Below are 13,217 nucleotides of genomic sequence, written 5' to 3'. Positions count from 1 at the left end.
CGGTGGTCGGAACCGCGCGTAATAGGAGACCGGTCAGAAGAGCACCTCCGCAGATCGCGGGGGCGGCGTGCTGCGCGCGAGGATGTCCAGGAAGCGCGCGTTGATGAAGAGACGATCCCGGCCGAGCCGCAGATCTCGGAGGACGCCGCCCGCGACGAGCGCGTTCAACCACGAGGCCGCGGTGGGGCGGGAGACACCGCACCGGTCGATCACGTTCGCGATGCGTGCGTAGGGATTCTCGAAGAGCACGTCGAGCAGGTCGGAGTTTCTGCCGGCAGTGGTCAGATCGCGGATCTCCTGGCGCACCGCCTCCTGCAGCGACTGGATCTCGTCGATCTTGCCCAGTGTCTCCTGTGCGGTCTGCTCGAGTCCGCGCAGCATGAACCGCACCCAGTCCTCCCACGCGCCGTCCTGGGTGACCGCGAGGAGAAGGCGGTAGTAGTCGTTCTTGTTCCGGATGATGTAGCGGGACAGATAGAGAATCGGAGCGTCGAGGAGCCCCGCTTGCACCAGGTAGAGGACGTTGAGGATGCGGCCTGTGCGGCCGTTGCCGTCCTCGAAGGGGTGAATGGCCTCGAACTGGTAGTGCGAGATCGCCATCCGCACGAGCGGGTCGATCTCATCATCTCGGTGGAGGTACTCAGACCAGTTCGAGAGCTTGTCGCGGATGACGCCTTCTCCGACGGGGGGAGTGTAGATCGCCTCGTGCGTTGCGGGGTTCCCGATGTAGGTGCCAGGAAGAGTCCGGACATCCATCTCCCGCCTGTGGATGGTTGTGCAGACCTCGATGGCGGTTGAGGCGGACAGGGGGCGCCGGGCGATGATCTCCAGACCGGCGAACAGGGCAGCGCGGTAGCTCAGAGTCTCCTTGGTGTCCGGGCTGGCGGCTGCCGCGGGGTCGTGCGCATATCGGAAGAGGTCGTCGGTCGTGGTGACGATATTCTCGATCTCCGAGCTCGCCTGCGCCTCGAGGAGCGAGATCGAGTTCACGAGCACGAGCGGATTGGGCATCCGCTTCGCCGCTTCGTTCAGGCTTGCAAGTGCGGCGCGGGCGCGGATCGTGTCGCGGAGGACCGCCTTCGTCTCGATCTCCGCGTTCGGCGGGAGCAGCGGAAGCGCGTTGTACGGCTCCGAAGGCGACCATGTCATGTGGAAAGCCTACGACGACGTGACCGTAACGTGTAAAAAATGCCGCCGAATTTTCACACGTTGCGCGGACGTGTCAACCGAGTTGCCATGAGGTTGGCAGGACCCCTTGTCCTTGCCCCCGGCAGCGCCCGCCTGTCGGTCGTTGCCCGTAGCGTTGGCGATGATGTCCGACGCAGCCTCTCCCGATTCTCCCGCGCCCTCCGGCCCCCGTCGTCCCGCTGACGCGGCGCGGAGCGCATCCGAGCGCCCCGCCTGGCGCCGACTGGGCTGGCGTCGGCTGGGCGGGCCCGCTGCGTTCGCCGCGATCGTCCTGCTCGTCGCGGGCACGACCGGCCAGGCCGCGGGGACCGTGATCGCGGGGCGCCTCTCGGGCGACCCCACGGTGGACGCGCTCCTCCTCTTCGCCCTGTGCGTCGTCGGCGGCGCGGTCGTCGACAGCGTCGGCCAGGTGCTGTGGGCGGGCGTCGTCGACCGCGCCGAGGGGCGCCTGCGCGGCGATCTGCTCACGGCCGCGATGAGCCAGCCGCTGGCGGTGCTGTCGGAGCAGGCGGTGGGCGAGGTGCTCGACCGCGTCGACGACGATACGCGCGCGGTCGGCTCGCTCGTGCGGCGTCAGCTGTGGGGAGCCGGGCGGACCCTCGTCGGCGTCGTGCCGCTGTGGATCGTGGCGAGCACGACGTGGTGGCCCGCGTGGATCCTCTTCCCCGTCCTCGGTGTGATCGTGGCGCTCGTCGCCCGCCCGCTGCTGCGCGAGATCGCCCTGCGCAAGGTCGCGGAGGAGGAGGCGTGGACCGACCACGCCGCCGCGTTCGAGGAGGCGGTCGCCGCGCGGAACGACCTCCGCACGAGCCTCGGCCAGGCGTTCGCGGTGCGGCGCCTCGCGCAGATCTCGGCCGTCGTGCACGCGCGGCTCCGCACGCTGACGGGCCTCGAGATGCGGCTCATCAACCGGGCGGAGGTGCTGCTGCACGCCCTGCTGGGCGGCGTCGCGGTGACCGGAGCGGTGCTCGCCTTCGGCGGCAGCCTCCCCGTGGAGCAGCTCGTCACGCTCTTCCTCGCGACGGCCCTGCTCGTCGGGTCGGTGTCGAACCTCGTCCACCACCTGCCGGACATCCAGGAGGGCATCGGCGCGCTCATCCGCATCCGGCAGATGCTCGAGGTGGAGCCCGAGCCGGTGGGTGGACTCGACGTGCCGCCCGGCCAGGTCGGGCTGGAGGTGCGCGACCTCGACTTCGCCTATGAGGAGGGCGCGTTCGCCCTCGCCGGGGTGTCGCTCGATGTGCCGGCCGGGCAGACCGTGGCGCTCGTGGGGCGGACGGGGTCGGGCAAGTCGACGCTCGCCGCGCTGATCTCGCGCGCGCAGGAGCCGCCGCGCGGCACGGTGCTGCTGGGCGGCGTCGATGTGCGCGACCTGGATCTGCAGAGGCTGCGCGCCGCCGTCGGCGTCGTGACGCAGCGCACCGAGATCCTGTCGGGCACGCTCGCGGAGAACATCGCTCTGTTCGCGCCGGTCGACCGGCGCGAGATCGAGGCGGCCGTCGCGGAGCTCGGCATCGCCGACTGGGTCGCCGGCCTGCCCGACGGGCTCGACACCGCGCTCGGGCCGGGCGGAACCGCGCTCTCCGCCGGCGAGGAGCAGCTCGTCGCCTTCGCGCGCCTGCTCGTCCGCCACGTCCAGGTGGTCGTCCTCGACGAGGCGACGGCGCGGATGGACCCGCTCACCGAGGCGCGCGTGGTCGCGGCGTCAGAGCGGCTGCTGCGGGGGCGGACGGGCGTGCTCGTCGCGCACCGCCTCACGACGATCGAGCGCGCCGACCTCGTCGCCGTTCTCGACCATGGGCGCATCGTCCAGCAGGGGCCGCGCGAAGCTCTCGCGGCAGCGGACGGCCCCTTCCGCCGCCTGCGCGAGGCGGCAGCGTCCGACGGTCAGATCGACGACGCCGCGCCCGACGCGCAGCCGGATGGCGCGGAGGCGGATGCCCCGGCGGCGGCTCCCGACGCCGGGGCCAGCGTGGGCACGCGGCGCCGCACCGGCACTCCGCCCGCGCTCTCGGAGCCCGGCGATGGGCCGTCGCTCGCGCGCGGCATCCTGCATGTGCTGTTCGTCCGGCCCCAGTGGGGCATCGCGGGCGCGGCGCTCTTCCTCGTGTCGGCGCTCGCCGCGGCGCAGGGCGCGCTGACCGGCTTCCTCTGGGGGCGGATCGTGGAGGCGCTTCAGGCGGGCGAGCTGCCGTCGGCCCTTCTCATCGGGCTCGTGGTGCTGATGCTCATCAGCCCGCTCGCGCTGGGTCGGGCGATCTACCTCTACCCGAGCTGGTGGGTCGAGAACCTGCTGCGCGTCCGCATGCGCGTCATGTACGGCCAGACCCGCCAGCACCGGCTGCCGACGACTCCCGCGGGCGAGATCGTCGCGCGCGCGATGGACGCCGACCGCTACGTCATGTACGCCGACCGCTGGGTCGACTTCGTGAACGGCCTGGTCATCGCCGCGGTCACGGCGCTCGTCTCGCGCTCCTGGCTCGCGGGCGGCGTGCTGCTCGCGGTCATGGTGGTCTCCGCGCTCGCGGCCGCGGTCGGCCGGCCGATCGCCGGTCGCTCGGCGACTCGCTCCTCGGCTGCCCGCGCGCGATTCGGGCGCTCCCTCGTCTCGGCTCTCGATGCCGCGCGCACGGTCAAGCTCGCCGCCCGCACGCCAGAGGTGCACCGTCATCTCCAGGAGGTCGACAGCGGCCGCGTGCGCGCGGCGATCTTCGAGCACCGCGTGCAGGCCGTCCTCGACGGCGTCCCGATCGTCGCCCTGCACATCGGAGCGGTGGCCGCATGGGCGGCATTCCTCTCCGGCGTCTGGGATCTCGCGACCACCCTCCTGGTCGCGAACGCGGTCACGGGCTTCGGATGGTTCGGCGTCGTCGCGGGAGCGGTGGTCACCGAGGCGCCGGGCACGCGCAGCTGGCAGCAGGCCACCGCGCGCTTCGCGGGCGGCGTCGACCTCGTCGATCCGGTGCCCGGCGTCGACCTCGTCGCGGGAACCGCGCCCGAGCCGCCCGCGACGGGTCGCGCGCCGCTGCAGGCGCTCGAGCTGCGCGGGGTGAGCGCGGTGCACGACGACGGCACGCTCGGCGTGACGGATGTCGATCTCGAGGTGCGCCGAGGCGAGCTGGTCCTGCTCCTCGGGCAGGTCGGATCGGGCAAGTCGAGCCTGCTCGCGGCGCTCGCGGGGCTCATGGAGCACACGGGCGAGATCCGGTGGAACGGCGTCGAGATCGCCGATGCGCAGGAGTTCCTCCGCCCCGGCCAGGTCGCGCATGTCGCCCAGGTGCCGCGCGTCCTCAGCGGCACCTTCGCCGACAACGTGCGCCTCGATCACGAGCGCGACGTCGACGGCCCGATCGACAGCGCCCGGCTCAGCGAGGACGTCCGCGAGGCGGGCGGCGCCCACGCGCTCGTCGGGCACCGCGGGGTGCGCCTGTCGGGCGGGCAGGTGCAGCGGCTCGCGCTCGCGCGGGCGCTCGCGGCCGACGCCGAGCTCCTGCTCGCGGACGACGTGTCGTCTGCGCTCGATGCGCGCACGGAGATCGAGCTCTGGCAGGCGCTGCGCGATCGCGGTGCGACCGTCATCGGCGCGACTTCCAAGCGTGCCGCGCTGGCCCGAGCGGATCGCGTGGTCGTGCTGTCCGACGGCGAGGTCGCGGCCGTCGGCCCCTGGCGCGAGCTGGCGCCGCGGTGGGCGCACCTGGCGGGGTGAGGCGCGCGCTCAGGGCTTCAGAGGCTCCTCGCCGACGACGACGTCAGGGTCCATCGGGATCGGACCGACCACGCGAGGGTCGCCGTCGTGCCACTCGACCGGGACCCCCGCGCGCTCCAGTCCCGCCAGGCTCAGATCGATGCGCAGAAGCGGGAGCGACAGGTCCGCATAGCCGTCGCGCACCACCTCGGCCACGCGTTCCGGGGTCGTCGCGCGGACATAGCCCGCGTCGTCGAGGGGGACGCCGCGCTTGGAGACCTCGTACTGGCCGAACCCCCGGCTCATCTCCCAGTCGTCCTCTATCGCCACATGGCAGATCACGTCCACGGTCGCCACGCCTCCTGCTGTAATGAAACGCTGTCGTGTCATTATGGTACCGTGCCCTCATGGCGAGCAAGCGAGGGCGGCCCACGGCGGATGAGCGCGCGAAGCGTCAGGAGCGTGTGCTGGAGGTCGCGACCGAGCTCTTCCTCTCGCGCGGATACGAAGCGGTCTCACTCGATGCGGTCGCCGGAACGGCCGGCATCGCCAAGCGGACTCTGTACGAGTCGATCGGCGACAAGAGCGCCCTCTTCTGCGCCGTCGTCCGGCGGCAGCACCGGTACACGGAACCGGAGAGCGAGCCGTCCGACCTGGTTCAGGCTGCGGAAGCGGTCCATCGCTCCCTGATGACCGACCAGGCCGTCGCCCTGCACCGCGTCGTCATCGCCGCCGCAGTCTCGTTCCCGGAACTCGCGAAGGAGTTCTACGCGAACGGCCCCGCCGTGGCGCAGGCCTTCCTCGCGAAGCACCTGGTCGACGCCGGAGGCTCGCCCGAGTCCGCGCCGCTGCTGTTCTCGCTCCTTCTCGGGGAACGCCATCGGCGCCGGCTGCTCGGGCTCGACGCGGAGCCGACGGCTGAGGAGAGCCGCGTGCAGATCGCGGAAGCCGTGGCCGTGGTGCTCGGCGACATCGCGTGAGCGGCATCGACGCAGGATGACCTTGTGGAGGGGCTGACGGGAATCGAACCCGCGCTGTCTGCTTGGGAAGCAGAAGTTCTGCCATTGAACTACAGCCCCGCGCGCGTGGAGCACGCGACTCCGTCAGCATAACAGGGGCTGCGGGCGCCCCGGGATCCCCCGACAGCAAGTAGCGTCGGCTTCATGGGACGCGACGACCGGTACACCGAGACCTTCACCTCGGTGCCCGAAGGGCATCAGGGGCCCTACGTCATCCCGCCTCTCGACGAGATGCGCCGTCGCGGGCGGCGCGCGCCGACCCCGCAGGCCTCCCGACCCCGACGGCGGGGACGCGGGTGGCTCGTCCTCCCGATCCTCGTCGTGATCGTGTTGGCGGCGTTCGAGACACGGCTCTTCGGGCTGTGGCCGGTCGTCGTGGAGACCGTCGAGACGTGGATCAGCGGCGCGCCGGACGAGCCCGAGCCCGTCGTGCCGTCCGAGGATGCCGATGCCGAGCCATCCGCCCCGCCCGCGCCGCAGCCATCCGAGTTCCCTCCCGTCGACGCGGCCCGGCTCGCGGCCATCCTGGATGCCCCCGAAGCGCACGTGGGCGAGGGGTTCGTCGCGTACGCGGAGATCCTCGCCCCGGACACACCCGAGGCTGACGTGCCCGCCGACGCCGCCGCGCACCTCGTCACGCTGAGCGCACGGCAGCCCGCGACCGCGTACGAGTACGTCGGCGACAACCAGACGGTCATCGTCGACCCCGAGGGGCGCCCGGTCGAGACCGGCGACGTGCTCCTCGTCTCGCTCGCCGTGCCCGATCCCGAGGGCTTCGAGTCGTACTACGACCTCGCCGGCATCGACTCCGCGCGGTTCGACGTCGTCGAGCTCGAGGTCGTCGGCCTCTACGACCTCGCGCAGGACGTGACCCTCGGCGAGCTGAGGCTCGACGGCGACGAGCCCGTCCTGCCCGTGAGCGTCCGGAACTCCGCCGATGTGCCGATGGAGTACGCGATCGACATCACCGCCCTGAACCCCGACGGGTCGGAGGCGGCGACGTCGATCGCCTGGTCCGCCGACATCGCGCCGGGTGAGACGGGCGCGGCCGACGTCACGCTGTACGGGGCGGTCCCGGATGGCGTCACGTTCCGCATCGACAGCGTCTCGCGCTACGCGCACTGAGGCGGATGGCCGCGGCCGACTACGCTGGCACCGTGCTGCTCTCGGATCGCGACATCAAGGCCCAGCTCGACGCCGACCGCATCAGGCTCGACCCGCTCGATCTCGCGATGGTGCAGCCCTCGAGCGTCGACGTGCGCCTCGACCGGTACTTCCGTCTCTTCGACAACCACAAGTACCCCTTCATCGACCCCGCGGAGGACCAGCCCGAGCTCACCCGCCTCATCGAGGTCAAGCCCGACGAGCCGTTCATCCTGCACCCCGGCGAGTTCGCGCTCGGCGCGACGTTCGAGCAGGTCACGCTCCCGGATGACATCGCGGCCCGTCTCGAGGGCAAGTCGTCGCTCGGCCGCCTCGGCCTCATCACCCACTCGACGGCGGGCTTCATCGACCCGGGCTTCACCGGCCATGTCACGCTCGAGCTCGCGAACGTCGCGACGCTGCCGATCAAGCTCTGGCCGGGCATGAAGATCGGCCAGCTCTGCTTCTTCCAGCTGACCTCGGCGGCCGAGAACGCCTACGGCTCGGGCCCCTACGGCAACCGCTACCAGGGGCAGCGCGGGCCGACCGCCTCCCGCTCGTTCCAGAACTTCCACCGGACGGACGTGTCGGTGAGCGACGCGGGCGCGAGCGGGGCCTGACCTACAGCCGCTTCAGATGCACCGCCGCCATCGCGAGCGCGGCGATCGACTCGCCGTCTGAGATCTCCCCGGACACGGACATCCGCAGCGCCTCGTCGAGCGGCACCCACCGCGAGGCGGTGATGCCCTCCTCGGCCTGATGCGCGGCCGCGTCGCGAGCGGACGTGAGCCCGCGGGCGACGAACACCGTCTCGGGGGCGACGCAGATGCCGTTGAGTGCGTTCATCCGCCCCACCTCGATCCACTCGGCCGCCTCGAGCCCGCTCTCCTCGAGCAGCTCTCGACGCGCGGCCTGCTCGGCCGGCTCGCCGTCGCTGCCGCCCGCGACGACCTCCCACGATCGTCCGACCGTGTAGCGGTCGACCTCGACGAGCAGCACGCGGTCCTCCTCGTCGAGCGCCACGACGAAGACCGCCGGATGCCGCAGCTCGACGACGCCGTAGATGCCCTCGCCGCCGTCCGGCCGGGCGACCTCGTCCTCCCGCACGCGGATCCACGGGTTCTCGTACACGGTGCGCGTGCGCTTCGTCTGCCAGGCCATGGCCCCATCGTAGGAAGGCGCCCCGCATGTCGCCGATCGGTGCCAGGATCGACTCTCGTGGCATCACTGGGTGAGATCGTCGCGCCGCGGCGGATGGGGCGCGACTTCCGATGGCTCCTCGCGTCGTCGTGGACGAGCAACATCGGCGACGGCATCGCGCTCGCGGCAGGGCCGCTGCTCGTCGCGTCGCTGACCGACTCCCCGTTCCTCGTGGCCTCGGCGGCACTGCTGCAGTACCTGCCGTGGCTGCTGTTCGGCCTGCACGCCGGCGCGATCGCCGACCGATTCGACCGCCGCACGCTCGTCATGATCGCGAACGCGCTCCGCGCGCTGGTCGTGGCGATGCTCTGCGTGTTCATCGTCACCGGCGCGGTGAACATCGGGATCGTGCTCGTCACGATGTTCGCCTACGGGGTCGCCGAGGTCTTCGCCGACTCCGCGAGCAGCACGCTGCTGCCGATGCTCGTCGACCACGACGACCTCGGCATCGGCAACGCGCGCATGCAGGGCGGCTACCTCGTCGCGAACCAGTTCGCGGGGCCGCCCCTCGGCGCGTTCCTCTTCGCCGCCGGCTCCGCCTGGCCGTTCGCCGCGCAGATCGTCTGCGTCCTGCTCGCGATCCTCCTCGTCTCGCGCATCGCCCTCCCGCCGCTCCCGCCGCGCGAGGGCGGCCATCCGCCCGTGCGCCGCGACATCGCGGAGGGCCTGCGGTGGACCTGGCGCAACCCGCCCATGCGCACGCTCGCGATCGTCATCCTCGTCTTCAACATCACGTGGGCGGCGCCGTGGGGCGTGCTCGTCCTCTACGCGACCGAGCACCTGCACATGGGCGCCGTCGGCTACGGGATGCTCACGACGGCATCCGCCGCGGGCGGTCTGCTCTCGACGATGGCGTTCGGATGGCTCGAGCGGCATGTCTCGTTCGCCACGCTCATGCGCGTGTGCCTGTCGCTCGAGGTGGTCATGCACCTCGCCTTCGCGCTCACGACCGAGGGATGGCTCGCGCTCGTCATCATGGGAGTGTTCGGCGCGTACGCGTTCGTGTGGGGCACGATCTCGACGACGGTGCGCCAGCGGGTGGTGCCGAACGAGCTCCAGGGGCGCGCGAGCTCGCTGAACATGGTGTGCGTGTTCGGCGGGATGGTCGTGGGCCAGGCGCTGGGCGGCGTGATCGCGCAGCTGTGGGGCCTGACCGCCCCGTGGTGGTTCGCGTTCGGCGGCGCCGGCATCACGCTGCTGCTCGTCTGGCGGCAGCTCGGCCACATCGCCGCCGCGAAGCGCGCGCCGGCGTGACCGCACGGCGGGCGCCGGGCGGACCGTCAGGAGACTGCGGCACGCTGAGGGCGTGAGCAGGCGCCGGAGGAGCACGACGCAGGCCGCCGCGGTCGTCGTGAGCGGCGTCGTGGGTGCGGGCGTGCTCGTCGGGCTGATCGCCCTGGCTGTGCGGCCCGCGGAGCCCACTCGGCCCGCACCCACCTCGGCCGCCGCGCTCGCGACGCCGTCGTCGGACGGCGTCGCGGTCGACGCCGAGTGGCTCACGGCGACGGCCGCGTCGCAGGGGATCCCCGAACGCGCGCTCGCGGCATACGGGGCGGCCGACCTCGGCGCGCGGGCGACCTACGGCTGCGCGGTCGGATGGAACACGCTCGCCGGCATCGGATGGGTCGAGAGCCGGCACGGGGCGCTCGAGGGCGGAGCCGTGGACGGCGACGGTGTCGCCCGCCCGGCGATCATCGGTATCCCGCTCGACGGCACGAACCGCACCATGGCCATCCCCGACACCGACGGCGGCGCTCTCGACGGGGACGCGGTCTGGGATCGCGCGGTCGGGCCCCTGCAGTTCATCCCGGAGACCTGGGCCATCTGGGCCGTCGATGCCGACGGCGACGGCCGCACGGACCCGCACGACATCGACGACGCCGCGGCGACGGCCGCGCGCTACCTCTGCCAGGCGCACGGGACGCTCGATTCGCCCGAGGCCTGGATCGGCGCCATCCGCTCGTACAACGACACCGATGACTACCAGCGGCAGGTCGCCGAGGCTGCGACGCGGTATGCCGAAGGCGGATGAACCCGATGTCGCCCGCTCGCGCTAAGGTCGCGCCGTGATGCGCGACCCCCTGCTGCCTCCTCCGTCGCGTCGCCCCGACGTCGAGGACGACTTCGCCGACGGCCCCGATCCCGCGCTCTGGGTCGCGCACTACCTGCCGCACTGGACGACGCCCGACCGCTCCGCGGCGCGGTTCGACGTCGCCGCGGATAGCCTGCGCCTCCGGATCGATGAGGCCCAGCTCGACTGGCGCCCCGAGGACGCCCCGCTGCGCGTCTCGAATCTGCAGACCGGGGTCTTCTCGGGGCCGCTCGGGTCGACGCGCGGCACGCATCGGCATCGCCCCGATGGCCTCTCGGTTCGAACCGAGACACCCGCGCGCCTGCTGTGGGCGCCGCGCTCGGGCCGCGTCGACATCACCGTGAGTGCGAGCACGGATGAGGGCGCGATGCTCGCCGCGTGGCTCGTCGGGACGGAGCATGAGCGCGCAGAGGACGCGGGCGAGATCTGCATCTTCGAGATCGACGCGGAGGCTGTGGGGTCATCGACTGTCGCCCGCACGGGCATCAAGGCCCACGGCGACCCGGGGCTGCGCACCGACATGGCCGAGGTGACGCTGCCGTTCGACGCCGCGAGACCGCACACGTGGACCGCGATCTGGGGCGCGGGCGAGACCGTCATCGGATGCGAGGGCGTGGTCGTGCGCCGGATCCCGCAGGCCCCCGACTGCCCCCTGTTCCTGCTCGTCGACCTGTTCGAGGTCGGCGGGCGCGGCGGCTCCTACCCGAAGACGGCGCGGCTGCACCGCGTGCGCGGCTGGAGCGGCGCGTGACTCAGCCGGCGACGTCGCCGTCGACGTAGACCCAGCGGCCGCCGCGGCGCGCGAAACGGGAGCGCTCCTCGAGCCGGCCAGGGCCATCCGCCGTCGTGAAGTGCGCGACGAACGCGACCTCGTCGCCCGCGGCCTCGAGGATCTCGAGGCGCGTCCACATCGTGCTGTCGTCGAGCGCGAGGTCGGCGGGGCGCGTGCGCGGGTGCCAGGTGCGCGCGAGGTAGTCGACATCGCCCTTCGCGAAGGCGCTGTACCGCGAGCGCATGAGCTCTTCCGGGGTCTCCGCGAGGCGCGCGCCGGAGTGGAGGGCGCCGCAGCACGACGGATACGGCCGCCCGCTCCCGCACGGGCAGGTCTCGGCGAAGCTCATGACTCGAGCCTACGGTCCGGGGCCGAGACCGCCCGTGTGCAGGGAGAACGCGTCACGACGCGTCGCGGTGGCCGTGGTGGAAGCCGCGCGCGCCGAAGCGGTGGGGCCCGAAGCCGTGGCCGTGGGGCCCGAACCCGTGGGGCCCGAAGCCGTGGCCGTGCGGGCCGAAGCCGTGGCCGTGCGGGCCGTGGCCGTGTCGGCCGCGGGGACGCTTGCGGCGGGGCAGGGGCTTGCCCTCCTCCCAGCCGAGCTCGCGGGCGATGGCCTCGAGTGAGGCGAGGGTCGTGGCGAAGTCCTCGGGAGAGACGGCGGCGGCGACGCGCTCGCGCACGGCGGCGACCCGGGGCGCGAGCCGATCGAGCGTCGTGCGCCCCTCGTCGGTCAGTGTCCATTCGCCGTCGACGAGCTCGACCCATCCGTGCTCGGCGAGCATCGTGACGCGGTGGGGCTTGCGGGCGAGTCGGTCGTGCAGACCCGGCGCGTCGACCGTGCCCGCGAGTGCGTTCAGCAGCCGCCAGTCGCGGTGGTCGATGCCCTCGCTCTCGAGCGCGGCGTCGATCTGCTGGGAGAGCAGGGAGTCGACGGCCTTCAGCCAGAAGCCGAGGGGGCGGCCGTCGTCCTGCGGGGTGCGGTGTGTGGTGTCGGTGGTCATGGAGGTCTCCAAATCAATGTCATCGTGCATGTATATGCAGGATGACATGCATCGGATCTCCATGTCAAGTGTCATGTACTTTAGAGGGGTGGCAGAGCCGACCGATCCCGCAGCCCGCATCGCCGCCGCCCTCGCGCGGCTGCGGCTCGGGCGCCGCGGCGGGGAGGGGCCGTTCGAGCACGGGCATCCGCTTCACGGCGGCCCGTTCGGAGGCCCCCACGCCGGGCCGCACGGCGGTCCGCTCGGTGCGCACCATGGGCACGGCGGTCCGCACGGCGATCACCCGCGCGGTCCGTTCGGGCGCTCGATCGCACGTCTGCGGCTGCTGGAGATCCTCGCCACGGCGGATGGTCCGCTGTCGGTCGGGCAGATCGGCGAGCGCCTCGGCGTCGATCAGCCTCGCGCGAGCCGGCTCGTGCAGGCCGTCGTGGAATCGGGACATGCTCGTCGGGAGGCCGATCCTGCCGATGCACGTCGGACGCTCATCGCGCTCACCGACGAGGGCCGCGCGATCGCGGCGCGCACGCACGGCGCGCGCACGGAGGCCGTCGAGCAGGCACTGGCCGGCTTCACCGCCGAAGAGCGCGCGCAGCTCGCGGACCTCCTGGGTCGCTTCGCCGACGCGTGGCCCGACCCGCGCCGTCCGCAGGGCTGAGCCGGCCCGGGCTCCGCTGGCACGCGATCCGCCGCTCCCGCTCGGATGAGAATCTCCTGCGCTCTGGTCTCGCGGAGGGCTACCGTGTGCGCATGGCATACGACGACGAGCTCGCCGACCGGATCCGGGCGTTCGTCCCCGCTGACGCGGTCGAGATCCGGATGTTCGGCGGACTCTGCTGGACGCTTCGCGGGCACATGGTCGCGGGCATCACGCGCGACGAGCTCATGATCCCCGTCGGGCGAGACGGGATGGCCGACGCGCTCGCGCGGGGAGCGCATGAGATGCAGATGGGGACGCGCACGATGACGGGGTTCGCAGGGGTGCGGTCGCCGACGGACGAGCAGCTCGACGAGTGGATCCGCGAGTCCGTCGCGCGCACACTCGCCCTGCCTCCCAAGGAGAAGAAGGCGCCCCGCTGACACGGAGAGGCCGGGCCGCCCGGAGGGGCGACCCGGCCTC

The 13,217-nt window shown here is 72.3% G+C and carries 14 protein-coding genes and 1 tRNA gene; 9 read left to right on the top strand and 6 right to left on the bottom strand.

Translation table 11 applies throughout. The features are described 5' to 3' along the window. Nucleotides 1-33: 33 nt before the first annotated feature. Entirely contained in the window at nucleotides 34-1,149 is a 1,116-nt protein-coding gene (locus PKE79_RS15585) for a Fic family protein (RefSeq protein WP_271174625.1), read from the bottom strand. A gap of 160 nt (nucleotides 1,150-1,309) precedes the next feature. Between PKE79_RS15585 and PKE79_RS15580 the strand changes: the two genes are divergently transcribed. After that, nucleotides 1,310-4,894, top strand: a complete 3,585-nt coding sequence (locus PKE79_RS15580; RefSeq protein WP_374727756.1) for an ATP-binding cassette domain-containing protein — start codon at nucleotides 1,310-1,312, stop codon at nucleotides 4,892-4,894. 9 nt (nucleotides 4,895-4,903) lie between these two features. Here PKE79_RS15580 and PKE79_RS15575 read toward each other — a convergent pair whose 3' ends face one another. Then, nucleotides 4,904-5,230 carry a DUF952 domain-containing protein gene (locus PKE79_RS15575; protein ID WP_271174623.1) on the bottom strand — a complete coding sequence of 109 codons (327 nt, stop codon included), beginning with the start codon at nucleotides 5,228-5,230 and terminating at the stop codon, nucleotides 4,904-4,906. 50 nt (nucleotides 5,231-5,280) lie between these two features. Between PKE79_RS15575 and PKE79_RS15570 the strand changes: the two genes are divergently transcribed. Further along, nucleotides 5,281-5,853, top strand: a complete 573-nt coding sequence (locus PKE79_RS15570) for a TetR/AcrR family transcriptional regulator (protein ID WP_271174622.1) — start codon at nucleotides 5,281-5,283, stop codon at nucleotides 5,851-5,853. Between the two features lie 25 nt (nucleotides 5,854-5,878). Here the strand turns inward: PKE79_RS15570 and PKE79_RS15565 are convergent. Beyond that, nucleotides 5,879-5,952 (bottom strand) — tRNA-Gly (locus PKE79_RS15565). Nucleotides 5,953-6,036: 84 nt separating this feature from the next. Here PKE79_RS15565 and PKE79_RS15560 point away from each other — a divergent pair. Next, nucleotides 6,037-7,017 (top strand): hypothetical protein, encoded by a 981-nt coding sequence (locus tag PKE79_RS15560; RefSeq protein ID WP_271174621.1) that lies wholly within the window; start codon nucleotides 6,037-6,039, stop codon nucleotides 7,015-7,017. A gap of 32 nt (nucleotides 7,018-7,049) precedes the next feature. After that, nucleotides 7,050-7,655 (top strand): dCTP deaminase, encoded by a 606-nt coding sequence (dcd, locus tag PKE79_RS15555; RefSeq protein WP_271174620.1) that lies wholly within the window; start codon nucleotides 7,050-7,052, stop codon nucleotides 7,653-7,655. Between the two features lies 1 nt (nucleotide 7,656). Here dcd and PKE79_RS15550 read toward each other — a convergent pair whose 3' ends face one another. Continuing rightward, complete coding sequence (locus PKE79_RS15550) at nucleotides 7,657-8,196, bottom strand: NUDIX domain-containing protein (protein ID WP_271174619.1); 540 nt, start codon at nucleotides 8,194-8,196, stop codon at nucleotides 7,657-7,659. Nucleotides 8,197-8,253: 57 nt separating this feature from the next. Here PKE79_RS15550 and PKE79_RS15545 point away from each other — a divergent pair, with 57 nt between their 5' ends. The 3 genes from PKE79_RS15545 to PKE79_RS15535 are packed head-to-tail and all read left to right on the top strand — an operon-like array spanning nucleotide 8,254 to nucleotide 11,078. Continuing rightward, complete coding sequence (locus PKE79_RS15545) at nucleotides 8,254-9,489, top strand: MFS transporter (protein ID WP_271174618.1); 1,236 nt, start codon at nucleotides 8,254-8,256, stop codon at nucleotides 9,487-9,489. A gap of 52 nt (nucleotides 9,490-9,541) precedes the next feature. After that, complete coding sequence (locus PKE79_RS15540; protein ID WP_271174617.1) at nucleotides 9,542-10,267, top strand: lytic murein transglycosylase; 726 nt, start codon at nucleotides 9,542-9,544, stop codon at nucleotides 10,265-10,267. 37 nt (nucleotides 10,268-10,304) lie between these two features. Continuing rightward, complete coding sequence (locus PKE79_RS15535) at nucleotides 10,305-11,078, top strand: hypothetical protein (RefSeq protein ID WP_271174641.1); 774 nt, start codon at nucleotides 10,305-10,307, stop codon at nucleotides 11,076-11,078. A 1-nt stretch (nucleotide 11,079) separates the two neighbouring features. Here the strand turns inward: PKE79_RS15535 and PKE79_RS15530 are convergent, their stop codons facing one another. Beyond that, nucleotides 11,080-11,448 (bottom strand): YchJ family protein, encoded by a 369-nt coding sequence (locus PKE79_RS15530; RefSeq protein ID WP_271174616.1) that lies wholly within the window; start codon nucleotides 11,446-11,448, stop codon nucleotides 11,080-11,082. A gap of 52 nt (nucleotides 11,449-11,500) precedes the next feature. Then, nucleotides 11,501-12,100 (bottom strand): winged helix DNA-binding protein, encoded by a 600-nt coding sequence (locus PKE79_RS15525; RefSeq protein WP_271174615.1) that lies wholly within the window; start codon nucleotides 12,098-12,100, stop codon nucleotides 11,501-11,503. Between the two features lie 88 nt (nucleotides 12,101-12,188). Here PKE79_RS15525 and PKE79_RS15520 point away from each other — a divergent pair, with 88 nt between their 5' ends. Together PKE79_RS15520 and PKE79_RS15515 are read left to right on the top strand one after the other, a co-directional pair. After that, the gene (locus tag PKE79_RS15520; protein ID WP_271174614.1) at nucleotides 12,189-12,755 is read left to right on the top strand and encodes a MarR family winged helix-turn-helix transcriptional regulator; all 567 of its coding nucleotides are present in this window, start codon (nucleotides 12,189-12,191) and stop codon (nucleotides 12,753-12,755) included. 92 nt (nucleotides 12,756-12,847) lie between these two features. Next, entirely contained in the window at nucleotides 12,848-13,177 is a 330-nt protein-coding gene (locus PKE79_RS15515) for a TfoX/Sxy family protein (protein ID WP_271174613.1), read from the top strand. Nucleotides 13,178-13,217 lie beyond the last annotated feature (40 nt).

The organism is Microbacterium barkeri (genome assembly GCF_027921765.1).
GTDB lineage: Bacteria > Actinomycetota > Actinomycetes > Actinomycetales > Microbacteriaceae > Microbacterium > Microbacterium barkeri.
This window is presented reverse-complemented; position numbering and strand designations above follow the sequence as displayed.